The organism is Bartonella sp. AU16XJBT (genome assembly GCF_028618665.1).
In the GTDB taxonomy this organism is placed as follows: Bacteria; Pseudomonadota; Alphaproteobacteria; order Rhizobiales; family Rhizobiaceae; genus Bartonella.
The window spans coordinates 280,815-307,502 of record NZ_JAQITF010000001.1 but is presented as its reverse complement, the minus strand read 5'-3'; the positions used below and the strand labels follow the sequence as shown (position 1 = coordinate 307,502).

The following is a 26,688-nucleotide window of genomic DNA, read 5'->3' as shown; positions in this document are numbered from 1 at the left end:
AAGCATAAATCATGAACAAAAAAGAGCCCCCCATGACAAAGCTTCAGGGAAATTCTTGCCGTTTTTCTTCTTTTTTGTTTGGAACTTTATGTATTTGTTTTTTTCTTCTCTTCAGTGCATTAGGCATATGGCAGGTGCAACGGTTAAACTGGAAAACAAATCTTATCACGAGTGCCAATCAGCGCGTTCACTTAGCCCCCATAAATGCCCCTAAAAAAGATCAATGGGCTGATGTTACTTTTGAAAAAAGTGAATATCAACCTGTTGTTATCACAGGAAAATTTTTAAAAAATAAAAATATTTTGGTCACTGCTGCTGCTCAAAACACTACGGGTTACTGGGTTTTGACTCCTTTACAAACCGCTGACAACACACTGACTTTTATCAACCGTGGCTTTATTCCCATGGACGAACGAAATAATTTTCAACACTCAGAGCAATCCCATACAAATGCCTCATCTCAGCAAGATTCTACCATAAACACAGAACAAACAACAATTATCGGTTTATTACGCATGAGTGAAAAAAATGGTTTTTTCCCACGCAAAAATAATCCTGACAAGAATGTGTGGTATACGCGTGATCTTCCCGCTATGACACAAAAACTTGGGTTATCCACTGTTGCCCCTTATTTCATTGATGCTAAAAAAACATCTCCACAAGCAAATCTTCCCATCGCTGGTCTTACGATTATCCATTTTCGAAATAATCATCTTGTTTACGCAATCACGTGGTTTATTTTAGCTGCTGGAGTATTAGGCGCTTTTCTTTTTCTGCTACGGCAAAAAAACTAAAAAATAACAATTAAAATATCCATCCCCAATATAGTCATTAAACAGTTTGGCCTTTAAAAACATACATCTCACAATAGAGCAGATCTTAACACTGTTATATTGAGAATTTTACACATCACAAAATTTGTTTTTTTAAGAATCAATTGTTTGATTTATAACAATAATTCTATCATTTTATACCTTAAAATAAGACCTCAAATATCCGTAAGATTCTTTTACTTCAAATCTTCTGACTAAAAACCAGCAAAATCATTCTCGTGCTCCCCCCACAAGTAAAGAAAACCGCAAGAAATAAAATGATTAAAAATAAGGAGATCAATTCCTCTTCCATCACAAGTGCAAAGTATTGTTAAAGAAAGAGTTATTAAAGCATTGAAAACAGATAAAGAGAATGATCCCCCCAACCTGCTACCTTTAAGTATGGATCATGGACCTACAATGGGTCAGTTAAAACATTCCGAAGGATTTATACGACACTCTTCACAAGAGCACCATAAAATAAAAGTTGATCCATTGAAAAATGCTTTTTTAAAATAAACTCAGATGAATTTGCACTATAAGAGCGTTTTATTTTGATGAACAGCGTAACCTCATTAAAAAGGCAATGCATAAAAATGTAGGACAATGTGTCATTTCCACTCTTAAAAACACATTCTATTAAAAGCATTGGTCATAAATAGTTTTGAAAAACATAAAAATTTAAAATAGCAGGAAAAATAAGCACGCGTTTCTGCCGTTACAATTTCATATTCTTGCCAGTTATTTTCCGTTTCAGAGATAACTCAAACGGGTATATGCAATATTCTCGCCTTCATCTCACATAAAAAAGCTAATATAGAAGAGAATGTACAGATGCGTTTTTGTTTCAAACCAGCTATGAAAATAAGAGGTTGAGTTATAAGCAACAACAAAACATTGAATGTGTCAATGAGACTTTTATACCTATCACAACACATCAAATGACGGCATTTTACAGTATAAGAAAAAAGGTGAGTCATCGTATATTTTAAAAAGACAGTTTATCCTTTCAGTGTAATTTGCTAAAGGCTTATGCTATAAGCATATAAGCTTGTTTTGCTGGAATTTTAACTCTTTCATTTTTAAGGCTTCTGTTATGGGTGTTGTTGCCAAAAATTTTCCCATACCTGATCTTCATCGGGTTCGTCGTGTTCTTCTTTCTGTGTCTGATAAAACGGGTGTGGTTGCATTTGCACAAGCCCTTCATGCGGCTTACAATGTTGAATTGATTTCAACAGGAGGAACAGCCAAAACCCTCATAGCTGCTGGTTTGCCCGTAAAAGATGTTGCTGAAGTTACTGGATTTCCTGAAATAATGGATGGGCGTGTCAAAACACTCCATCCTTTGATTCATGGTGCTTTGTTAGGGGTAAGAGAAGATCCTAGCCATAGGAAAGCTATGGAAAAGAACAGCATTCATGGAATTGATCTCTTGGTGGTAAATCTTTATCCTTTTGAAGAGACAATCCAATCAGGAGCCGATGGGAAAACAATTCTTGAAAATATTGATATCGGTGGACCAGCGATGATTCGCGCTGCGGCAAAAAATTATGCTTATACCGGTGTTGTAACAGCGATAAATGACTATGATTCGATTCTTGCCGAATTAAAACAGTATAATGGATGTTTAAGCTTATCCATGCGTCATCAGTTAGCAATGCATGCGTATGCGCACACCGCTGCTTATGACACGGCAATAGCAGCATGGTTTGCACGGGATTTAAAAATTGAAACACCATCATGGCAGAGTTTTTCTGGTCATCTTGAAAGTGTTATGCGCTATGGGGAAAATCCCCATCAACAGGCGGCATTTTATCGCAATAATGAAAAGCGTTTTGGCGTTGCAACAGCAAAACTTTTACAAGGCAAAGCGCTTTCTTATAACAATCTGAATGATACAGATGCAGCCTTTGAACTTGTAGCAGAATTCGATCCACATAGAACTGCTGCTGTTGCTCTTATTAAACATGCCAATCCTTGTGGTGTTGCGGAAGGGGAAAATTTGAAAGAAGCTTATTTGAAAGCTCTTATGTGTGATAATGTATCGGCATTTGGTGGAATTGTTGCTTTAAATCAAACCCTTGATGAAGAATGTGCGGAAGAGATTGTTAAAATTTTCACGGAAGTAATTATTGCTCCTGATGCAACAATGGCAGCATGTGAAATTATTGCTAAGAAAAAAAATCTTCGTTTGCTCATTACAGGTGGTATCCCTAATCCACGTTGTGGAGGACTTCTTGCGAAAACACTTGCAGGAGGCATTTTAGTGCAATCACGTGATAATGTAGTGATTGATGATCTTAAATTGCAAGTAGTGACAAAGCGAGCACCAACTCAAGATGAAATGCGTGATCTTCAATTTGCTTTTCGTGTAGCAAAACACGTTAAATCAAATGCTATCGTATATGCAAAAAATAGCGCAACAGTTGGTATTGGCGCTGGACAAATGAGCCGCATTGATTCAGCAAAAATTGCTGCAAGTAAAGCCGCAGAAAGTGCGCAAAGAGCAGGCTTAACAGAAACGCTCACAAAAGGATCAGTGGTTGCATCCGATGCATTTTTTCCTTTTGCAGATGGTTTATTAGCAGCAGCTGAAGCAGGTGCAACAGCAATCATTCAACCAGGAGGTTCCATGCGTGATGAAGAAGTTATCACTGCTGCGGATGAGCAAGGTTTAGCAATGGTTTTTACAGGAATAAGGCATTTCCGTCATTAATATAATTTGGGTGATTTCCTTATGAGACAAATGTTTCAAAGGATTTTTCATAAATCATATGTCGATTGATAATCGTTGAAGTGGAAGCAGTTATTCAATCGAGAGAATCTACGCGTAATGAAAAAGTTATTACCGCAGAAAATGCGCAATAATTTAGCCATTGTTTTAGCAATAAGATATTATCGTTATAAATAGCTAAGTTATCCTTTTACATAAGATATGTGTTAAAGGGTTTCTTTTTGTATGTAGATGCATGCCTGCTATGACATTATAGCACAACTCTTTTGAAGAATATGCTCTATCTTAAGCTGAAGAGTGTAACAAAGTTTGAGTACAGGATATGAATATTCTACGTTCTTATAGTAATTGGCGCCGTTATCGCCGAACCGTTAATGCGTTGAGCCGTCTTTCAACATATGAACTCAATGACCTTGGCATTTGTCGAGGCGATATTGATTCAGTTGCACGGTACTATTCGCGTAAATCTTTCTAAGATTTGAAGAATATTTGAGAGAATGCCTTGCTATAAAGAAACAGGAATTTTGGGGCTGGTTTCTATAACTTCAGTTTTAGTATAACGACACAAAGCAGAAGGAGTTTTTTCTGAGAGGATTTTCCTTGCACTCTTGCTGTGATTTTGTTTCTTGAATTTTCAATGTATGATGAATGACTTTTGATTTATCAAGGGTGTCTATTATTTTATGTATTGGGTGAGATGCTCTATTGATTGTATTATTCTAAGTCTTTTAAAACCGTGTCTCTTGTTTGTGACAAGCGAGGAGTGTTTGCGTGGAATGAAACATACAAAAAAGAACTAAAAAGGCTTATAAGGAACCGTCTCAAGCGCCAACGGATGCCACTGGAAACTAGCAAAGGGTATGTGATGATTCCAAAGTGTTGCGCTATAAGCAGCAATAATGTGATCAAAACAAAGATTAAGGTAATCTAATTGCTTTGCTCTATCAGTTTTTATATGCGAGATGGGAGCAAGAATATGATAGAGTCTATTTCTAAAATGAGAAACAACCTAGTTTAGCAAAAATATGAAATCTCAAAGATAAAAAACTATTCACATCTTTACCGTCATTTTTTAATTCGGTTTTACGACTTCAAAAACATCTATATCTTTTAAAAAATGGGTGCACTCCCTCACCTTTTTCTCTCGCTCTTTAATAAAAAATTATATCCCCTACGCAAAATAGAAAATTCAAAATTAAAACATCATCATATGGTGCACACTCATACGCTTTTGTTTGAAAAAAATATCTCTCAATGCGCGTCATCCCCCTCTCGCCATGGTAATACTTATGAAGAAAATCCTCTAAACATTCTCTCCTTTACGCTTAAATAAAAGGCGTAAAATACCATTATCCTTCAATGTTCTAACAACCCTTAGCGCTTGAAAGTGTCCAGAAAAACTATTTTTATCCCTTTCTTACAGCAAGTTTACACACCACCCCTCGTTAGAGCCTACAAATATATGCGTTGATTTAAACTGAACAAATTCGCAACGATAAAATCTTACCATTTTCGAAATTTTCATTGAAGTTTTAAACAATATAAATCAATATCTTAACTTATTGAAAGTGTGAAATAAAGCATGATCCATATTGTTTTAAACAATACTCTTCTAGAGGCTTTTGAAAGTCATAAAACCAAATAAAGAGAAAAAGGGGAGGTGTAATAACCCTACACCATTTGCCAAGAATTTTACATTATGCTCTATAATTTTACGTTATACTCTATACGAGCACCATTGTGAAATAAGGGTAATAAAAGAAACGTTTTTTTTAACAAGAGTATAAATTTGCAAGAAAATATTTTATTATCTTAAACGTGCAACTCGCTCAGAGCGGAATATTGATCATAGTAGCACTCCAGAACTTTTTAAAGATAAGCAACCATTTAATTTTCTCTCCACCCCCTTAAAGAATGAAGATTCTTAACCAATACCGATCTGTAAATAAGAGTCTGTCAACAGTGCCGTTTCTGCTAGAGGAAACCCCTCTTAGCATTCCCTTATGGGATTCCATAGGCAAACTTTGCTTCAAAATATCCATTCCATACGCCCACAAAATACGTACGTATAAAAATTTACATGGTCCTTAAATAGGCTATTACCGCAATAAACGATGATGTTTTATACAAAGATAAAACCCTATAGACTACAGGTTGGAACAATGTTTTGATTTTTTATCAAACGGCTTTACGGATAAAACGCCAGCGAACTTTTTCCTGAAATGCAGGGCGAAAATATAAAACGATCTGCTGTGTCTTTTGCGGACCTGCTAATTCGGCAAAATCAATCGAATCTTCAAGACAAATATCCGCATCAGGCGAAATAAAGTACCATACTTGCTCATCCTCCATGTGCTCGTTCTTTACCACTAAACACACACGCTCACCATCATAGTTAACTTTAACTTGTGGATGAAGATGAAACCGAACAGCAACATGATCTTGTTCACTTTGCGCCCTCTTATGTCTCTTTCCCCCTTTACTGGGCATAAAAAAGCGATCAAAGCCTTCGATCATATCTCCACTTGTCGCCAAAATAAGACCACGCTCATGAATAAGGTTAAAGGGTCGCACATAACCATTATGGCTAGCAATAAAACCTGTTTTCTCTGAATCCTCTATACGGCGCACTTGAACTTCCTTGGGTCCATCAACCAAAAAGGAAGCACCATTTTTCTTTTTTTTGTAAAAAACGCCCACCGAACAATCATTAAGTGTAGCTGTTGAATGGGCTGCAGTAACACGCCCTAAATGTCGATAATCTTCCCGCCCATCAGGGTCAACGCCGGTATTGATAATAAAACGGTGTCCTTGTGAGGACATTTCAAAAGACAAACAACCCGAACAAGCCTGCTGGGCGGCAAAGCGTGGTGGAAATTTTCCTGTATCGGCAAGAATTGTTGTTTGATTGGCTTTTAAGCGCTGAAACCCTGAATAACGGGCATAACTAAAAGGATGCCCATCTGTTTCATCAAGTTCCAAAAGTGCCGATAACCGTTCCGACACAAGGGGACCAACCCCATTAAAATGCGCTAATGTTTGATCCTCGTGGATAAAGAATCGTAAAGCTGGCAACATACGCTCAACAGAATCAATCAAAATACGGGGTGCTGTTTCATTGCTTCGCATAAAAAGATAACGCAAAGATAATAAATCTGATAATAAATTAAGTAAGATGATAGGACTACGGGAAATATGCCCACCATCAACCAAAATCTGACGCGAAAGCTCTTCTATAAGCGTGGTTTGTACCTTTTTTTTCACGACCGCAGAAACAGGCAAAGCAAGAGAGGCGAACGTCAAAGCTATTGCTGCTTGTAAACGTTTATCATCATGATCCATACCGCAAATTGTGACGCGCAAGTAACGAAATTGCAAACCAAGTGCCCGTAAAAAGCGTTTTTCAAACCGTTCACTTGCCCCTTTTAACAACATTTTTGAGTGACAAATCCACGAAATCAAACGGCGTGCAACAACAGGACCACTCCAAGCAAGCCCTTTTACCTTTTTGCCAGCATAGTCAAGCCAATCTTCTAAAAGAGAGCGCGCATGCGCCACAGCTAAATCACTTTCTGCAGCTTCCATATGGCGCAACCAATGAAAATCATGCAGAGACGCTTCCCATTCCAGCGTTGGCGCAACCAATGAAAATGGCGAAACAGCACCAGAATGAACAATATGACCAGCAAAAGCAAAACGACCGTGATAAAATTCATGCGCCATCATCGGATCAGCTACATGAAGATCAATAGGATGCGCTAAAATTTTATGAGGGCGAAACCCTGAAAACCGCCAACGAAACAAGGGTCCAACCCATAAACGCCGCATAACATGTTGTAGCGTATCGACACAGGCTGCCACTTTTACCTGAGGAGCTTTTACCGCAACCGCCAAAATTACATCTCCATCTATGCTGAATCAGATACAATTTCGACCATTTTTATAAATGAAACGTTAATTAAGCAATTTTTCGTAAGCGCGCGGCAAAAAAACCATCCATTCCTAAAAGCGCAGTTTTCTCAGCATCAAAATTTTTATGACAAAAATCCGCTGGCGTCGTGCGCACCATCCCCTCACAAAGCAAATGTGCCAATGCCCCCATTTCCTCTGGATAAATAGGATCTAAAACAATGTCATTGCGTGTCGATAAAATTTTCTCAATAAGATCTTCACCTTCTTTTCTTGCCAATGAACAATTGGAAAAAACAATCCGCCCGCCCTCCTTGACCAAAGCAATTGCTGCGACAAGCAAATCATATTGCAACGCCGCTAACTTGATGACATCATCCCACGATTTCGTCCATAAAATATCTGGATGACGACGAATCGTTCCTGTAGAAGAACAAGGAGCATCAAGAAGAACTGCATCAAAAAGCTGTGTAGGATGGAAATTTCTCACGTCCCCCTGCCAAATGTGAACGGAAAAATGAAGCCGTTCCATATTTTCTTTTAAACGCTTTACGCGATTAGCAGAAAGCTCAATGGCTGTCACCTCTGCCCCTTGCAAAGCCAATTGTGCTGTTTTCCCCCCAGGACTCGCACAAAGATCAGCAACGCGTTTACCCCGAAGTTCTCCCAGTAAACAAGCAGGCAACGCTGCGGCAAAATCTTGAACCCACCAAGCCCCTTCCCCATAGCCTGGTAAATCAGAAACAGAACACTCCAAACGGTTCAATCGAACAGAACCATTGGGCAACACGACACCGCCAAGCCTCTTAGCCCATCCAACACTATCAGCTTTCACTGTCAAATCGAGAGAAGGTTCTACACTTTGAATTTCTATAATCTGGTGTGCTTTTTCTGTTCCATAAGCTGATACTAAAAGCTGAGAAAACCATGCTGGAACACCTTCAATGGTCGGAACTTGTTGGCGTAAAGGCGCCACCTCCCGTGCAACATTGCGCAAAAGAGCATTCACCACCCCTGAAAAACGACGCATACGAGGATCAAATTTTGCCACACGCACAGCTACATCAATAGCCGCATGATCAGGAATATCAAGATAAAGAATTTGCGCCACACTGATATGTAGAAGATGCTTAAGTGAAAGTGCTTGTGAAGGCAAAGGACGCGCTAAAAAGCGTGAGAGAACCGCCGTAATCTGCCCGCGATGACGCAATGAAGCTGTCAAAATAGCCCGACACAATAAACGATCTCGTTGTGGAAGCTTTAAATATTGTGGGTGTCCGTGTTCATTATCCGTTAAACCAGAAAGAGGCGTATACTTATCAATGACCGCCCCTAAAAGACGCACACACACCTGCCGAACAGCCAATCCTGGAACATCTTTTTCAGACACATGCCCCGCCTTTTTGTGTTTCAAAATAACACCTTTATATCACTGCTTCCTCAAGAGATCCGCCAGAAATCTTCTCAAAAACTCTATGAACGAGATCTTTTTGAATTTTCATAACGAAGCCAAGAAGGACGTTTTGTAACCCGCTGAAAAGTGCTGTCTTCTTGCTCACCTGATGCATGAGTCTGACCACTGCGCAAATCTTCATAATTCATTTCGTTGCTTTTTTTATTCATACTGCCTTCTTCATTCCATCTCCCACTTTCGACAAGAGCCCCTTTCATCTCTTCTGCTTGCCGATAAAGAGCAGCAATACGATTTGCCGTTGCAGGATGTGTCGAAAAAAGACTATCCGCTCCCTCACCGCTCAAAGGATTTATAATAAATAGATGGGCTGTTGCTGGATTATGCTCTGCTTCTTCATTATAAACCCCACGGCCCCCATCAGCAATTTTACGCAATGCCGAAGCCAACCATAAAGGATTACCACATATTTCAGCTCCCCTGCGATCTGCAGCATATTCACGCGTACGGCTAATGGCCATTTGCACAAGCATGGCAGCAAAAGGTGCCACGAGCAGTGCAATAAATCCTCCAATTGCCCCAGCACCATGAGAATCTTCCGAAGAGCTGCGCTGTCCCCCCATAAAAAAAGCAAAATTACCAAGCATTGAAATTGCCCCTGCAATCGTTGCTGTTAGAGTCATGGTTAAGGTATCACGATGCTCAATATGTGCAAGCTCATGCGCCATAACGCCAGCAATCTCCTCTGCACTCAACCGCTCTAACAAGCCGCGACTCGCAGCAACAGCAGCATTTTGAGGATTACGCCCTGTTGCAAAAGCATTTGGCTGTGCATTATCAATAACATAAACTTTTGGTTGAGGAAGAGAAGCTTTTTTAGCTAAATCGCTTACAATCTTATAATAAACTGGTTCGGAATGCTGATCAACTTCACGCGCGCCATACATGCGCAAAACGATTTTATCCGAATTCCAATAAGAAAAAAAGTTTAAACCACTTGCCATCAAAAGAGCAATGACCATACCACTGCCCCCTCCAACAAGATAACCAACCCCCATAAAGAGAGCCGTCATAAAAGCCAAAAGCATGGCTGTACGCATTATATTCATTACTCAAAAAACTCCATGATAAAATACTATCTATACTATATGATGGGGTTTTCTTTCTGCTTCTTCAATGGAATAGGTTTAAAATGCATAAAAAAGATGAAAAAATAAGCAAAAAAAATGCAACTGTCGTCAAACAGCCATCTCTTTCTCCCGCAGCACAACGTGCCCTCAAAGAGGCTGAAGAACGGCGAAAAGGCGAAGCAAAAAAGGAACAACCGTTGGAAAACGGTGGACGCGGCGGCCAAGACCCTTCCCGCTATGGAGACTGGGAAATTAAAGGCCGCGCCATCGACTTTTAAAGCCATAGATTTCTAAAATTGAACTTTAAAAAACCAACGCCGTTTTAAATAAACACCCCTTTAAAGAAGATCCGTTTTGATCGGCAAAAACGGATCATATTTATTCTTCTAGAAGTTTTTAAAGAGGCGTTGATTAAACAATCATGCTTCTTGTGCTGAAGCAGAATCTGCTTCAGCCGCAGCTGCTGCTTCCTCTGCCGCTTGTTTTGCTGCGGCTATACGTTCTTGTGCTTTTTTGCCCGGTTCACCTTTATGTGGATTATTACGGGTTGGGCGCTTTTTTAAGCCAGCTGCATCTAAAAACCGTAAAACGCGATCTGTTGGTTGAGCCCCTTGCCCAAGCCAATATTGAATACGTTCTTCACTAAGTTTCACCCTCGGTCCATCTTTAGGCAACATTGGATCCCATGCACCAACACGTTCAAGAAATCGCCCATCACGCGGACTACGAACATCCGCAACAACGATATGATAATAAGGACGTTTCTTTGAACCTCCACGGGACAAACGAATTTTCAATGCCATATTTTATCTCCTATTGTCAGCTCTGGCTTTCGTTTAAATTGACTTTTTTGTTTTTTGCTCTTCAGCAATAATTTCATGATGACGCACAACTTCTTTAATAATAAACTTTAAAAATCTTTCAGCAAAATCAGGATCAAGATGACTGTCCATAGCCAATTGCCGCAAACGCGCTATCTGACGTTGCTCACGCAGAGGATCTACTTTAGGCAAATCACAACGCGCTTTTAAGAGCCCAACAGCTTTCGTACAACGAAAACGCTCTGCTAAAATATGAATCAAAGTTGCATCAAAATTATCAATCGATTCTCGTAAATGTGCTAATTCGTTCAATACTGTTTCCTGCATCATATTCCTTTCCCTCTTTGCATCTTATTTTTTCTTAAGATGTTGAGGAAGTTTTCCCCTATCGGCAATGCTATTGGAAAGACCAGGAAATGTAGGACCACGTCCGGGAAGTCCGGGCAAGATCTTCCCTCCATGTCCATTTTCAATCTGCTTTTGAAGCGTCGAGAGCTGCTTCAGATCCACTCCCGATAAATCAGGCATAGCTGGAGAATCTGCACCTCCCATCCCTCCAAATCCCATTTTAGAACCAAGGCCTCCTAGCATTTTTCCCATCAAACTACTCTTGCCCTTACCACCCATGGCTTTCATCATATCAGCCATTTGGCGATACATTTTCAAAAGTTTATTAATATCAGCCGCCGTTGTCCCAGACCCCTTAGCAATTCGCTGTTTACGGCTATGTTTTAAAAGCTCTGGATTCGCACGCTCTTGGGGAGTCATGGATGAAATAATAGCCAATTGACGATTAAACAAACGATCATCAAAACCAGCAGCCGCAATCTGCTCTTTGACCTTGCCTAATCCTGGCAACATGCTCATAATACCCCCCATTCCACCCAGTTTTTTCATTTTCTGCAACTGTTCTGCAAGATCATTCAAATCAAATTTTCCGGCCTGCATTTTTTTTGCAAAAGCAGCAGCTTTCTCATGATCCATTGTTTCAGCAGCTTTTTCAACCAAAGAAACAATATCCCCCATTCCGAGAATACGATCAGCAATACGACTGGGGTGAAACTCTTCCAAAGCCTCTATTTTTTCACCGGTTCCAATTGCTTTAATTGGCTTGCCTGTCACAGCACGCATGGAAAGAGCAGCACCCCCACGCCCATCACTATCCATCCGTGTTAAAATAATCCCTGTAACTCCTACACGCTCATCAAAAGAACGAGCAAGATGAACGGCATCTTGCCCCGTCAAACTATCAGCCACCAACATAATCTCATGAGGAAGAGAACACGCTTTAATTTCAGCCAATTCAAGCATCAAAGCTTCATCAATATGATTACGTCCTGCAGTATCAAGAAGAAGCACATCATAACCGCCCAATTTAGCAGCCTGCACAGCACGTGATGCAATATCAACGGGCAATTGTCCGGCAATAATAGGCAAACTTGCAAGTTTTGCTTGTTCTCCCAACTGGCGCAATTGCTCCTGTGCAGCGGGACGACGTGTATCTAATGACGCCATGAGAACTTTTTTATTGTGCTTATCAGTGAAACGTTTTGCAAGCTTTGCTGTTGTGGTTGTTTTTCCCGAACCTTGCAAACCAATCATCATGATAACAACAGGCGCTGGTGCATTCAAATCACTCAGAACACTTTCATTTCCAAGAATATGAACCAATTCGTCATGAACAATTTTAACCACCATTTGGCCTGGTTTAATTGATTTAACAATCTCAGTCCCAACAGCTTTTTCACGAACCCTATCGGTAAAAGAACGGACAACATCAAGAGCAACATCAGCTTCCAATAAAGCGCGCCGAATTTCACGCAGCGCCTCTGCAACATCCTGATCCGACAAAGCACCACGCCCCGTCAAATGAGACAGGATAGAACCAAGTCGCTCTTGCAAGGATTCAAACATCATTTACCTCATTGTTGCATAACAAAGTTACATAACGAACAAACCAAAATAGCACCCGAGAACGCATCGCGCCGTCGAATGTTGACCTCTGAGATCTCTTCATACCCTTGCATTGGGGTCTCAGTCGGTGGCTCCAAGCTAATTTTGTCACTGAAAGCTTGCTCCTTCAAACAATAAAACCCCAGCTTTGTCAAGTTTTATCATAAAATGTCTTTTTATACGAAGAAATAAAAACAACAAATACTACACTTTAAGACTTTCAACTTCAACACACATAAAACAACCTGTTTCCTGTTCCATACGCCATAATTTCCCGCTAGAGATATCAAACCAAACCCCATGCAGTGTTAAAATACCTTGATCTTTGCGGAACTTTATCCACGGAAACGTCTCTAAATTTCTCAACGAATGGCGAATAGAAAGCTGCTCTAAAGCGGTTTGTTTTTCTGGCCAAGACAGCGACTTATTATTCAAAACGATTTCTGCGGCTGGCGCTAAAAGACTAATCCATTGGCCAATAAAATCATTTGACGATAAAGATTTATACGTCTCCTTAAGAGCGGTACGAACGCCTCCACAATGGGCATGACCAAAAACAACAATATGTTCCACCTCAAGCAATTGCACGGCATATTCAAGAGCCGCTGATGTTGCATGATATTTGTTATCAGGAGAAAAAGGAGGAACCACATTTGCCACGTTGCGTAAGGTGAAAATTTCCCCTGGTTTAGCATCGAAAATCATTTCTGGGATAGCACGCGAATCACAACAAGCAATAACCAAAACTTCAGGCTTCTGCCCCTCAATCGCCAATTGCTGATAATGTGCTGTTTTATATGAAAAATGATTATTTATAAAGTTTTGGTAACCACTTAAAAGTCTTTCTGGTAAACGGGTCATTCTCTCTTTACTTCTAATTCTCTCTTTACTTTCATTTCATATAATTAGAAAAACAAACTATTAACATACAAAAATACTAAAAAGGCCCCTTCATTGATGTAAAATATTTCTTTAAAAGTGTAAATTATTACTAAAAAATAACAAAAACAAAGTCATTCTTTCCAAATAAAGAGCTGTTTTCTTTAGGAAGAAAGTGTTACAGTGTAGGAAAATATAATGGTCTGCTCTTAAATAATGAAAACAAGAAAAGACCCAAAGAGCAAAAAGGGAGAGTGAATGTGTTACAACAAAAAACAATAGAAACAAAAAACACACCAAACAAAATAGAAAAGATCCTTTTTGCTCAAACCGATAAAGAAGATATTGTTTATTACGAAAATAAAGAACTTCAAAAAGCAGCAGCCATCGCAGTAAGAGCTTTCAATCTCCATCAAGCAGGAAAAAATACCATCTGCTTTGAACAAAATTTGACCCGCAATAACAAACCTATAACTATTATCACTCTTGTCAATGATAACAAACCCTTCCTTCTCGATTCTATTTTAAATGTCTTCAATCAACATAAAAACCATATTTATTTGATTGCACACCCCATTCTTGATTGTGCTTCTGGAAAACGCATCAGTCTGATGCAAATTCACATCGAGTCGTTAAACGAACAACAGATACAAAAACTTGAAAATGAACTCACCTTAGTTCTTGAGCAGGTTAATGCTGCTGTACAAGACTGGAAACCTATGCTTGAAGAAGTTGAAAAGCATATTCATGCCTATCAAACAAGCCTTCCATCACACTACAAACAAGAAGGCGAAAAGGCTATTGAATTTCTTCACTGGCTTACAGACGATAATTTCATCTTCCTTGGCATGCGCACTTACAACTTCATCAAAGATCAAAAACCTATAAAATCCTTTACAGCGAGTAACATTGAACTTGGTATACTCGCGGATGCTTCTATTCATATTGTTGATGATGAAAGTATGAAAGAACCTCCTCAGGAAGTCTTATCCTTTATGGAAAGTGATAACCTGTTTATTGTGACAAAAGCGAACAGCCGCTCCAAAATTCACCGTTCTGTTTGGCTTGATTATATTGGTCTTAAAATCTTTGATAAAGAAGACCAACTCTGCGGAGAATTACGCATTGTAGGGCTTTTTACCTCTTCAGCTTATACGCGCTCTATTTTGCAAATTCCTTTCTTAAAAGAAAAAGCCCAAACCATCATTCAACGCCTTGGATACAATCGTACTGACTATTCTGGAAAAGCACTCATCAGTGTTTTAGAAACCTATCCAAGAGATGAAATGTTTCGTACGGATGTTGATACATTAACAGAAAATGCCAAACTTATCCTGCAACTCGACGAACGTCCACGTTTGCGGGTGCTTGTCCACACTGATTCTTTTGGTCGCTTTGTTTCTATCCTTGTCTATGTACCACGTGACCAATACAGCAGCAGCCTCCGTGAAAAAGTTGGCGAACATTTTGTTGAGCTTTATAAAGGCGACTTTTTTGAATCCTATCCGCTATTTTTAGAAAGCACCCTTATCCGTGTCTATTATATTATCCATCGCAAAGGTAGCGAAACTGTTCCACTTCATGAGCGCACCACCCTTGAACAACATGTACGTTCAATCGCACAAAGTTGGGAAGATAGTGTTCAAACCTTCGCTCTTACCCACAAAACAACAGAGCCACAAACCCGTCTAGCCAGTGAATTTCCCAACAGCTATCGTGATTTATTCTCAGCGGAAGATGCCATTAAAGATGCTGGACATATTCTAAGTCTTCATGATAAGAAGCCTCTTTTCGTGACCTTTTATCACGCGCAAAACAAAGAAAAACAGAACATTTCTCTTCGGCTCTTTCACCGCCATAAAGCCCTTGCTCTTTCCAAACGTGTACCACTACTTGAAAATATGGGATTTCGCGTTATCGCGGAACAAACGCTTGAATTACCAAATGGCAACGGACAATCCGTATATCTTCATGATATGCAACTAGAAAGTATTTTCCAACTCTGTATCGATTTTGAAAAAGACGGTCAAAAGCTTGCCGAAACCTTTGAAGCCATTTGGGCACAAAATGCTGATAATGACGCCTTTAATGCCCTCACCCAAACTGCTGAGCTTGATTGGCATGAAATTGTTATTTTGCGCCATTACGGGCGCTATCTCCAACAAGCTGGAATTCCTTATTCGCAAGACCGCGTCGCCCAAACTTTAAATGCTTATCCTGACATTACCAAAGAGCTTTATGCTTTATTTCATTTCAAATTTCATCAAAGCCATACGGAAAAAGAACGGGCAAAAAACCAACAGGTTATTCAAAAGCGCATCGAAGAAAAATTGCGGAAAGTATCTGGTTTAGATGATGATCTCATCTTACGCCGATATTGTAATCTTATCGATGCGAGTTTACGAACAAATGCCTTTACACCTCTTAGCGATGGCAGTCCACGGCGTATTTTAGCCACCAAATTAAATCCGCGCCAAATTGAAGGTTTGCCTGAACCACGCCCTTATCGAGAAATTTTTGTTTATGGACCAGAAGTTGAAGGGGTCCATTTGCGTTTTGGCCCTATTGCTCGTGGCGGAATTCGTTGGTCTGACCGCGCATTAGATTATCGCACCGAAGTGCTCAGCTTAGTCAAAGCCCAACAAGTTAAAAATGCCGTTATTGTTCCTGCGGGTGCAAAAGGTGGATTCTATCCCCATCGCCTTCCTCAAACAAATGACCGTGCTCTCATCATAGAAGCAGCACGACAAGCTTATACGGACTTTATCACGGCTTTGCTCTCCATCACAGACAATCTGGTTAACGGCAAAATAAGTGCGCCCCACAATGTCATCTGTCATGATGATCCTGACCCCTATTTTGTTGTCGCAGCAGACAAAGGGACAGCAACCTTTTCTGATACAGCCAACGCCATCAGCCAAGCAAACCATTTTTGGCTTGATGATGCTTTTGCCTCTGGCGGCTCAGCAGGCTATGACCACAAAGCCATTGGTATTACAGCGAAAGGTGCATGGGAAGCCGTCAAAAGACATTTTCGAGAATCATTTAATCACGATACTCAAACAACGCCTTTCACTTGTGTGGGTGTTGGCGATATGTCTGGTGATGTCTTTGGTAATGGAATGCTCCTTTCCAAACAAACAAAATTAATTGCTGCTTTTGATCACCGCGATATCTTTATTGATCCAAATCCAAACATAGAAGAAAGCTATGCAGAGCGTATGCGTCTCTTCAAACTGCCTCGCTCAAGCTGGCAGGATTACGACCAAAGTAAATTATCAAAGGGCGGTGGTATCTTCTCACGAAAAGAAAAAATCATTACGCTCTCACCTGAAGCAGCACGCGCTATTGGTTTCGAAAAACAAACAGGAACCCCTTTTGAAATTATCTCTGCTCTTCTCAAAGCCCCTGTTGATCTTTTATGGTTTGGTGGCATTGGTACTTACATCCGCGCCACAACAGAAAGTGATGCCCAAGTAGGTGATCGTGCCAATGATGCAATACGCATTACCGGAGAACAAGTGCGTGCAAAAATTATTGGCGAAGGCGCTAATCTTGGTGTTACGCAACGTGGACGGATTGAATATGTCTCAAATGGTGGTCGCTGCAATACGGATGCCATTGACAATTCTGCCGGTGTGAATTGTTCTGATATTGAGGTCAATCTCAAAATTGTTCTTGCATCAGCCCTTCGTGCTAAAACACTCACCCGCGAAGAACGCAATAAACTCTTGAAAAAAATGACGCCTCAAGTCGAACAACTCGTCCTGCGTAACAATTATTTACAACCCCTTGCTCTTTCTTTAGCAGAAAGTCAAAGCACTGCTGATTTACCCTATCAAATACGCTTTATGCACGATTTGGAACAAAAAAAGCTTCTCGATCGCAGAGTTGAAGTACTTCCTGATGAGCAAGTTTTACGGCAAAGAACAACCCAAGGCAAAGGTCTTATCCGTCCAGAACTTGCTGTTATTTTTGCCTATGCTAAATTAACGCTCAAAGAAGAAATTGCCAATAGCCCCATTGTTGATGATCACTATTTCAATGCAGCCTTGCTGAATTATTTTCCAACCCAAATTCAAGAAAATTTTGAGAAGGAAGTTATTAACCATCAATTGCGTCGTAATATTATTGCAACGCTGATTGCCAACGATATTGTCAATCGTGGCGGTCCCACTTTTGTTAATCAACTCCACGATGCAACAGAACAAAAGGCTGAAAATATTATTCGCGTTTTCATTGCCATCCGTGATGGTTTTGAAATTCCTCAATTGTCTGATCAAATTGATAAGCTTGATAACAAAATACCTGGTCTTGTCCAAAACAAATTCTACGCAGCAATGACCCCAATGCTCTTTGAAACAACCAATTGGGGTTTGTACAACATGGATCTCTCACATCCATTAGAAGAAATTGTAAAAACAATAAAACAAGCCCGTAGTGTTATTGAAAAAGAGCTTATGCATTCTAACGATAACGATATTAAGCAAAAAATTGAAGAAAAAGCACGACACTACAGTGAAGAAGGAGCACCAAAAGCATTAGCGAAACAATTAGCTCTTTTGGAAGCTGCTCCAACCATTTGTGATATTTCTTTAATTGCAAAACAAAGCAACAGCGATCTTATTAAAACCGCAGGGATCTATTTTTCACTTGCGCAGATCATTCGTATAAACCGAATTAACGAAGCAAGAAGAACAATTCCTATCCTAGATTACTATGATAGTATGGCTTTAAACCAAGCCAAAGAAAATGTTTCCGAAAGCTTACGACAAATCGTTATGAAAATCCTCAAAAATTATGGAAAAAAAGAGGATCCTTTTGCCACTTGGAAAAAAACAAAAGAAGATGATATTCACAATATCACAAACCGCATTAGCGCTCTTATTGAAAATGATCTCAATATTTCTCGTTTTACTTTTGCAGCAGGATTGATTTCTCAACTTCAAAATATTGGCTTTCAAACTTAAAATGAGTATAAAACGCCCCACTCAAAAACTCCCATTCTATCCCACGATAGCCGAACCAGCAATAAAGATGGAGCGGGAGTTTTGATTTTGAGATAGAGCAGCACCAAAAATAAAACTCCCGTTCCTTATCACAATAGAATTTCTTGTAACAATTTCAAAACGACAACAGAATTGATTTCTCAACGTAAAAACATCAACTTTCAGATTTAAAAGCAGAACAAAACGACTAAGCTTTTATCCTTGTTCTATCAATCCGTGACCAATATCCATGTAATCTGACAATAGGTTTTATACCAAATGAAATTAGGAAGTGATATGTATCTATTTTTTTACTATTAAATGCGCGTTTTGTAAAAATGGATTTTGACATCTGAAAATCGAAAAAATGTAAAAAATGGTAAAAATCGAAATTTTGTCACAAAAAGGATGACAGGCTTTGAAAGCTCTTTAAAGACCCTTTGAGAGCCCCTTAAAAATCATTTAGAAATAAAATGAATTGGTACAAAACTTAAGTCAAAATATACAAAATCTGCTGGCAAGCTATAATCAACAAGGGAAGAACGGGGACACCAACCCGCATTTTTAGATAAAGCAATCCCTAAAATAACGCTTAAAGATTATTAAGCTTGCGCAGACAATAAACGCAGCACGGTTTCAAGAATCCCTATGGATTGAACCAAAAAAATTAAAATTCTGCTATTCAATATCCTTCATCATAAAAATATAATGCCTTGATTTACAATCATAACTTTATCATTTTGCATATTGAAGGAGAAACACAGTATTTTAAGTTTTTCTCATTTCAAATCTATTTAGATTGAATCAATCAAAATCCTCCCCCTTGCATGTTGGGAATGAGAAAGCCATGTAGATCACTTAATCAAGAGTAGATCACTTATCAAGGAAGGACTAAAAATGCCTCTTATGAACTATCTCAAAGGCTTATCGCAACATTAGGGGCTGGCAAGTAGTAATAGTGTGATGGTGTCGGCTTACTCCTTCACAAGCGTAAAGAGGATGGTGCTCAATGGACATTATACCATTCACGGGGGCGCGTTGGCGCAAAATGGACTTGGGTGCACTTTGAGAGATGTCTCTTTAAAACAAGCCCGTAAATATGCAACGCAGTATATTTTGTTTGGGATGCTTTGTTTTACGTGGAGGGCATGCCCCCATTAAAGAACAGAAAAAACAAAAGCGTATGTATCATCCATTATTTAAAAGACATGGCTGTAAATAGTTTTGAAAAACATACAATCAAATTAAAAATAACTATAAAAATGGACATTGATTTTCCCTTTTATGACTTCATATTCTCCTCCAACTAGGCTGTTTACCTATTTCAGAGATTAGCCACACAGAGATACGCAATATGCTCGCTCTATCATAAAAAAGGCTTATGAATACGCAACCTACTACCTATGTGAAAAATCAATTCATCTTTCTTTAGAAGTTGGCTTTTTCCCAAGAGAGCGCGTGCTTTTTCTGTTGCTTGCAAATCAACATTCAGTCCTAATGCAGCAGCATATTTGAGATAAATATTAAAACGGTTCAGTGTTTTACGAGCTGTCTCAGCTTTTATATGCTAAACTGGAACGGGGATATTACATGTATTTGTTTGTGTAATCTCTGAAACAGCTAGACAACCTAATTTAGGCAGAACGTGAAATTTTAAAGCGATAAACTTGTTCCATCGCTACCTTCATTTTTTAATTTAGCTTTACGGATTTCAAAAGTCTCTAGAGCAATGTCTTTAAAATAATGGGGATTTCTTATTCCCTCACGCTTTTGTTTATCACATTTTTTAAGAGGATCACAGCTTTCACGTAAAACAAAGCACCCCAAATATACTGCGTTGCATATTTACGGGCTTGTTTTAAAGAGACATCTCTCAAAGCGCACCCAAGTCCATTTTGCGCCAACGGCCCCCGTGAATGGTATAATGTCCATTAAGCAACCACCCTCTTTACGCTCGTGAAGGAGTAAGCCAGCACCATCACACCATTGTTATTTGCCAGTCCCTAATGTTGCCGATAACCCTTGAATCATTGAGACGATTCATAAGAGGTATTTTTAGTCCTTTCTTGACAAGTGATCCGCATGGCTTTTCCATTTGTGAAGTGCAAAAGGACAGTTTTGTTTGATTCAATATAAACAGAATTGAGATGAGAGAATCATTCAAGATTATCATTCAACATGCAAAACAGTGAACACTTTTTATCAATCAATATCTTGCCATACAGACGCTCTTGCCAATTTCTTCTCAAACCTAAAGTGGATCAAGACGACCAAGCTCTAAAAATCCCAGTTTTACCCAGCCATGGCTAACAGTCAAGGAAAGAACGGGAGCGCCATCTGCATTTTTAGGAAGTGTACTCAAAATAAAAAATAACGCTTGAAAATTATCCGCTTCTTCAGGAAACAAGTGTTGCAAAGTCTCAAGAAACTTCATGTGCTGTATACAAACAAGTTCAAATGTTGCTGTCAAATATCCTTCATCATCAAAAGAAAAAGGTCCACTGATATGCATCCCACCACCTGTATGAAAAGCCAATTCACCATGCTTTAAAATGCCACTTTTCCCATAGAGATGCTGTTTCCAATTTTTTCCTTCATTTTCAGCCAGAAGAGAAACATCATTTAAAATCCATTTCAAATTGCCATCAATTTTTGGAACTTCAACAAAAGAAGAGATAAAAATTGGAGAAACATCAAAACCGTCAAAAGTCATATTTCCTGAGAAATGATTCTTTTCACGCTTAAGATCAAGACGTAAAAATTCTGCCGTTATTTTTTGAGAGATATCTTTTGGCTTTAACTTCTGAACAGCCACATCAGGAGTATCTTGCAAAGATGTCTGATCTTCAACACTTTGTTGTGTTGTCTTTTTATCTGCCGTCTGTGATCCCGCTGCTTCTTGAAGCTTTTGATCCTCAAACGAAGAGGAAAGAGGAGAAAATTCAAGCCCTTCAGCGATAAACTTCAATGTCTGACCTGTTTTCCAATAAGGTTCTGTTTCAATCACCAAATTGCGCCAACGGGATACTATGGAAGTTTTATCAGAAAAAACAATTGATGCAGGAGAATCAACATTAAACTCAACTAAATGCGGCGCATAAATTGGTGCACCAGCCGTCAAACGCCCCGTCGATAAAGAAACCCCATATAAAGGCCAAGAAAATTGAAACTTGTCACAAACCACACCGATACGTAAAGGATAACCGTCCTTACGCACATTCTCACACACTGCCGCCATATTATCGGAAGATGCTTTTGCGGATATATCAGAGACATAGTTCTCTATTTTACGTGAAAAAAAAACCAGAAAGCGCTATAAATAAGGATCAGAGCAAGACAAAACAGTCCACAAAATAAATAGCGCAAAGAAAAACTTTTTTGTGATGATGGTATTTGAGAGGATGTAGACAACTTTAAAACTTTCTTTATCTTTTGATTTTCACCCCACCCTAAAAAGGACAAAGATTCTTAACATTCACCAATCTATAAACAATCCAGCTTCTTAATCTATAGGGCTTTATTTTTTGACCACTTCATGGTGTCCACAATTCATCGTCCTAAAATACAGCATCTCATGATCTCAAGAAGCAAGATCCCCTTAAGAAAACTCTTTAACAAAAAACATCTTATATGTAAAGTTTTACATGAGTATTCTCTCTTTCACCTTAAACGACACTATTTTACTGTAAAACAAGATAACAATGTCAAAGTTTTGATTTATAATGATAAATACCTGTTTTGCATATTAAATAAAAGTCTCGAATATCGTAAGATTTTCTCATTTCAAATCCAATTTATGTTCAATCAATCAAAACCATTTGCTTGCACGTCAAAAGCGGAGCGAACATATGGGTAAACTGTACAAGAAAGGAAAAAACGCCTCTTATGAACCGTCTCAATGACTGAAGGGATGTCGCAATATTGGGGGCTGGCAAATAGTAATAGTATGATGATACCGGCTTACTCCTTCACAAGCGTAAAGATGGCAATGCTCTATAGATTTTATATTATCCATGGGAGCTTTATCGTTATACTATTCATAAGTCAGCGCCGTAAAATGTGCTTGGGTGTGCTTTGAGAAATGTCTCTTTAAAACAAGCCCGTAACTATGCAACCAAATGACATTCTGTTTTACGTGAAGGTCGTGCCCCCATTCAAGAATAAGTGCACACTCACACAAGTGCGGTCGGTGTACAAAAGATCTGCCGTAATGCACCTTCAAACCATTGGCTTAAAGCTCGATCATAGATTAAACGCCCTTTTAAATGTGCACAAGCAGGTTGAGCGCCTTTTTCGGTTAATTTATGTGCCGAACGCACCAACAAACGTCGCATCATAGCGCGTGTAAATTCAGCATGAAATTGCAAACCCCATGCATTGTTTCCATAACGGAACGCTTGCGTAGGATATGTATGCCCTGTTGCCAAAAGCATTGCCTCTTTTGGTAAATCATAAATACCCTCATCATGAAAATGATAGACCATTTCTGGCCAATTCATTAATTCCTTTCCTTGTGGGGTCACTTCTAGTGGATACCAGCCCACTTCAACAGTCCCATCACTTCTTGTACCAACACGCCCCCCTAAATTTCGCGCTAACATTTGTGCTCCAAGACAAATACCCAAAAAAGGCTTATTTTCCTTTAACGATAACGAAATCCAATCAATTTCCTCACCAATATAAGCTTCGCTGTCATTCACACTCATCGGTCCCCCTAAAATAACAACACCGACATAGTGCTCTAATGTATCAGGGAGTTTTTGTCCAAAAATAGGACGATAAACATCAAGAACAAAACCATTTTGTTGTAAAAATTTCCCCAAGCGACCAGTATAGGTAGACCGCCGATGAATAACGACAGCAATCCTTGGTTTGCTATTTTTTTGCTTTTTATCAAGACATCTCTGATTTAAAAACATTTCCTACCCAATCACCTCTGCAACCAAGCAAAACTTCATTTTTTTAAGCATAAGAGAATAATTTTATCGGACAAGATTAACGATAAGTTTTTTCTTCTGCATTCATTGTTTCTTCTGAGAAAACACTCAAATTATCCTATTGACGCAATTTAAAATAAACGAAATTTTTTCCTTGATAAAGACGTTCCTTCTTCTTCTGTTTTAACCCCTGGATCATCAACGTTTAAATGAATTTGGCTGAATGTTTTCGCATCTTGTTCTTTGATATCTTGTTTCTCCACCTGCGTATTATGCAAAAAAGAATCGTCTATAGGCGTTAATTTTTCAAGCTTCTTATCTTCAACACCCTCACTTTCTTCCACAACGTCCTCTTTCTCTTGCTTTTTTGGCACAATATTGACTGCCTCTAATGTAAGAGAAGGGACACGGGGAGGCGCTTTCCATTCAAAACAGCCCAAACGTCCACTGATTGGAGAAACAGCTGACCAAGAAGAAAAAATGGACCCCTCACACATCCATACAGGATCACGTTCAGCACGAAGTGCTAGGGAAAGCCATTGACGCACAGCGCCTTGATTGTTTCCCTTAGCCTCTTCAATATCTGCCAACAATAAATAAACACTTTCCCGTGGATGATACTGCAATGCTTTTTGTGCCTGCTCTCTTGCTAATGTCGTTTCACCAGCATTCAAAGCAGCTTTAGCAATAAGGAAAGCAGACTCAAATGCATCTTTATTATAAGAAGCAAGTGTCTTAGCCCTTCTCAATCGTCCAATGGCTCCTTCTTCTCTTTCAATATAAAGTGTCCCCAAATCAGGATGAGGTTCCTTCTGCCAAGCCGCTATAATCATTTTATCCGCTTTACGCGTTTCATTTAATTTATAAAGAATATCAGCCGCTATAATTGTTATTGGAACAAAATCAGGCGCCAATTTATGGGCTTTCAAAATGGCTTCACGTGCTTGTACAGGATGTGTATCAAAAAGATGAAGAGCCTGCCCACTTAACAGTAAAACCTCGATATGCTGCCGCTCTGGAGTCGAACGAACAGAACGCGGGAGAGCTTTTTGCGCTCTTTCAAAAACAGTAAGTGCCTTATCCCATTTACCCTCAGCACCCAACCGATCAAGCACCGCCTGATGCGCCCATAAAAGTGCCGGCGATAAAGTTAGCGCTTCTTCTGCGTATTGTTGTGCTGCCTCATAAGCTTTACTCTTCATCGCTTCACGAAATAAACCGTAAAGTCCAACCAATTTTGTTGGATCTTCCTTTCTCATCTCCTCAAAAAGACTAATGGCGCGAACGGAGTTATTTTGTAATGACAAAGTTTGTGCTTTTAAGAGTTTTACCAACGGTTCTTGTTTTCCTGCAAGATATTTAGCAACCCGTGCTTCCATTTTTTGCGCAACCATACCATCACCAGCAAAAGTTGCAAGAATCCCCTTTGAGAGAGCTTCATAACCGCGCTTTCGATGGCGTTTATAAAAATAATTGGAAAGAGCACTCGGTATGGAAAAAAAGAAAGACAATAACCACCATAAAAGCACTAGCGCTACAAACAGCAAAGTAAGCACACTTAACACTGTAAGCAATGAAGCAGAAAATCTGAAGTGCAAAAATGTAAGGACAAAAATACCATTGTGATTAGCAACCCACACAAAAGCTAACCCAATAATACAAACAACAAAAGTATAAATAAAAACACGTATCATCTAGAGCCTATTTACATCTTTGTTGCCTTAAAAGCCCCTTGTGGCACAGACAACAACAATTGCTGCAGCAATTGTTGGATAGCAATGTGCCTTTCAAGCTTCTGAACAAAATCCTTTGAAACATCTTTTGCACTTTGGGGTAATGATTGCCATTCGCTCAAAGCCTTTTCGTGATCACCGGCTTGAATAGCAACTTCCATGCGCGCTACAATAGCCCCCAGCGTCATCCCTTCAACATTTCCAATTGGTCGAGAAACAACAAGCCCTTTTATCCACGCTAAAATTCGGTCAAAAAAACCAGCATCTGACGCAACAATATTTTGCGTACCAACGATTGCATCGGCAACATGAGCAAAATCAACTGAAAGTTGTGCTGAACTTGGAAGACCTACAGTAGCTGTCTTTTGCAACACATCAAGTCCATCAATCGAGGGCGATAACTGCTGTAATAGCTTTAATTCATTGTTATAAGATCCTCCCCGCTCTACAGCATTTTTTAACGAACTGATCGCTGTAAAAAGTGCCGTATTTATTTCTTTTTTCTCACTATTTTTAACAGTAATTTCTTCCTGTAGTGATTCTAACTGTTTTTTTAACGAAGCAAGATCATTTGCATTGCTCTGCCCGACAGACAAAGCCGTTTCTATCTCTTTTGACTCTCCAACAAAAGTTTGTACAGCCTCTTCAAGAGCTTTTACTTTTTCTTCTAAAATCGCAAAAGCTTTTCTGCTTTCTTTTTGCAAGAGTTCATCGTTTTTCATTGTTTTAAACTGTTGTGATGAAAAAGAAGAAAACTCTGTTTTTAATGCATCGATCTCTTGAATCATCCGCTCCAATTGTTCTCTTGTTTCTTCACCTTGGCTTTTTGCTGCTTCAGCAATCTGCAGAACCTTTTTCCCTCCAGCAGAATTTTCCACAGAAGAAAACAAACCTGCCCATTGAAGCCCCACAAAAATTCCCAAAGCAATGATGCCCCCTAAAATCCCTGAAAGGGGCAACAAAAGCCAAACCGTACGAGAAGTATTTTTATCCTGGCCTTGCATATTCTGTTTTTCTCGTGCATGAGCTTCTACAGAATTGTGTATTTTTTCCTCTGAATCATGGGAAACAGCTTCATGTTCAATGACTGGCTTCTTACGGCGCGTACCAGCATAATGTGATTTAACTTTTGGTTTTGAAGAATCGACCATCTCTGTCACTTTTTGTGCACACTTTTTTTAATGATAAAATAATAAAATGAAAAAAGTTTTAAAAATGAAGCTTTTCTCAAATATCTTGGTTTGCATTATACACTTTTTACAAAGAGTATAACTTTATAGAAATTTTCTAAATCGCATTTTTCTCAATAATATTTACAATGACACACTTTAATAGACAAGTTTTTAAAAACACATCTGAATTTTATACTCAAAAATACAGC

15 protein-coding genes and 2 pseudogenes are annotated in these 26,688 nt (G+C 39.2%); 5 read left to right on the top strand and 12 right to left on the bottom strand.

Annotated features, from left to right (window positions below):
* Window positions 1-11: 11 nt before the first annotated feature.
* The 3 genes from PVV66_RS01100 to PVV66_RS01090 all read left to right on the top strand — a co-directional run bounded on the left by PVV66_RS01100 (window position 12) and on the right by PVV66_RS01090 (window position 4,021).
* Window positions 12-794 (top strand): SURF1 family protein, encoded by a 783-nt coding sequence (locus tag PVV66_RS01100; protein ID WP_273717348.1) that lies wholly within the window; start codon window positions 12-14, stop codon window positions 792-794.
* A gap of 1,114 nt (window positions 795-1,908) precedes the next feature.
* Complete coding sequence (purH, locus tag PVV66_RS01095; protein ID WP_273717350.1) at window positions 1,909-3,528, top strand: bifunctional phosphoribosylaminoimidazolecarboxamide formyltransferase/IMP cyclohydrolase; 1,620 nt, start codon at window positions 1,909-1,911, stop codon at window positions 3,526-3,528.
* Between the two features lie 340 nt (window positions 3,529-3,868).
* Window positions 3,869-4,021, top strand: a complete 153-nt coding sequence (locus PVV66_RS01090; protein ID WP_273717351.1) for a DUF1127 domain-containing protein — start codon at window positions 3,869-3,871, stop codon at window positions 4,019-4,021.
* Window positions 4,022-5,724: 1,703 nt separating this feature from the next.
* Here PVV66_RS01090 and PVV66_RS01085 read toward each other — a convergent pair.
* The 3 genes from PVV66_RS01085 to htpX form a co-directional block, all read right to left on the bottom strand.
* Window positions 5,725-7,440, bottom strand: coding sequence for a heparinase II/III family protein (locus tag PVV66_RS01085; protein ID WP_273717352.1), 1,716 nt, complete (start codon window positions 7,438-7,440; stop codon window positions 5,725-5,727).
* 64 nt (window positions 7,441-7,504) lie between these two features.
* Entirely contained in the window at window positions 7,505-8,869 is a 1,365-nt protein-coding gene (locus PVV66_RS01080) for an RsmB/NOP family class I SAM-dependent RNA methyltransferase (protein ID WP_273717353.1), read from the bottom strand.
* A 59-nt stretch (window positions 8,870-8,928) separates the two neighbouring features.
* Window positions 8,929-9,975, bottom strand: coding sequence for a zinc metalloprotease HtpX (gene htpX / locus PVV66_RS01075; RefSeq protein WP_273717354.1), 1,047 nt, complete (start codon window positions 9,973-9,975; stop codon window positions 8,929-8,931).
* An 83-nt stretch (window positions 9,976-10,058) separates the two neighbouring features.
* Between htpX and PVV66_RS01070 the strand changes: the two genes are divergently transcribed.
* The gene (locus tag PVV66_RS01070) at window positions 10,059-10,274 is read left to right on the top strand and encodes a DUF1674 domain-containing protein (RefSeq protein ID WP_273717355.1); all 216 of its coding nucleotides are present in this window, start codon (window positions 10,059-10,061) and stop codon (window positions 10,272-10,274) included.
* Between the two features lie 141 nt (window positions 10,275-10,415).
* Here PVV66_RS01070 and rpsP read toward each other — a convergent pair whose 3' ends face one another.
* The 4 genes and pseudogenes from rpsP to PVV66_RS01050 form a co-directional block, all read right to left on the bottom strand.
* A complete protein-coding gene (rpsP, locus tag PVV66_RS01065) occupies window positions 10,416-10,799 on the bottom strand; it encodes a 30S ribosomal protein S16 (RefSeq protein WP_273717356.1) in 384 nt (127 codons plus the stop codon).
* 16 nt (window positions 10,800-10,815) lie between these two features.
* Window positions 10,816-11,144 (bottom strand): annotated as a pseudogene (locus tag PVV66_RS01060) (chorismate mutase).
* A gap of 24 nt (window positions 11,145-11,168) precedes the next feature.
* Entirely contained in the window at window positions 11,169-12,731 is a 1,563-nt protein-coding gene (gene ffh / locus PVV66_RS01055) for a signal recognition particle protein (RefSeq protein WP_273717536.1), read from the bottom strand.
* 243 nt (window positions 12,732-12,974) lie between these two features.
* Complete coding sequence (locus PVV66_RS01050) at window positions 12,975-13,631, bottom strand: carbonic anhydrase (protein ID WP_273717358.1); 657 nt, start codon at window positions 13,629-13,631, stop codon at window positions 12,975-12,977.
* Between the two features lie 278 nt (window positions 13,632-13,909).
* On the opposite strand from PVV66_RS01050, the gene PVV66_RS01045 reads away from it, so the two are divergent.
* On the top strand, window positions 13,910-18,619 hold the full coding sequence (locus PVV66_RS01045; protein WP_273717359.1) for an NAD-glutamate dehydrogenase: 4,710 nt from the start codon (window positions 13,910-13,912) through the stop codon (window positions 18,617-18,619).
* Window positions 18,620-20,072: 1,453 nt separating this feature from the next.
* Here PVV66_RS01045 and PVV66_RS01040 read toward each other — a convergent pair.
* From PVV66_RS01040 to PVV66_RS01020, 5 genes and pseudogenes are all read right to left on the bottom strand, one after another.
* Window positions 20,073-20,690 (bottom strand): annotated as a pseudogene (locus tag PVV66_RS01040) (integrase); the annotation flags it as partial.
* 198 nt (window positions 20,691-20,888) lie between these two features.
* On the bottom strand, window positions 20,889-21,875 hold the full coding sequence (locus tag PVV66_RS01035) for a DUF2125 domain-containing protein (RefSeq protein ID WP_273717360.1): 987 nt from the start codon (window positions 21,873-21,875) through the stop codon (window positions 20,889-20,891).
* Window positions 21,876-22,809: 934 nt separating this feature from the next.
* On the bottom strand, window positions 22,810-23,556 hold the full coding sequence (locus PVV66_RS01030; protein ID WP_273717361.1) for a glutamine amidotransferase: 747 nt from the start codon (window positions 23,554-23,556) through the stop codon (window positions 22,810-22,812).
* Window positions 23,557-23,705: 149 nt separating this feature from the next.
* Window positions 23,706-25,268 carry a heme biosynthesis protein HemY gene (locus tag PVV66_RS01025; protein WP_273717362.1) on the bottom strand — a complete coding sequence of 521 codons (1,563 nt, stop codon included), beginning with the start codon at window positions 25,266-25,268 and terminating at the stop codon, window positions 23,706-23,708.
* An 11-nt stretch (window positions 25,269-25,279) separates the two neighbouring features.
* Window positions 25,280-26,458 (bottom strand): COG4223 family protein, encoded by a 1,179-nt coding sequence (locus tag PVV66_RS01020; RefSeq protein WP_273717363.1) that lies wholly within the window; start codon window positions 26,456-26,458, stop codon window positions 25,280-25,282.
* Between the last annotated feature and the right edge of the window lie 230 nt (window positions 26,459-26,688).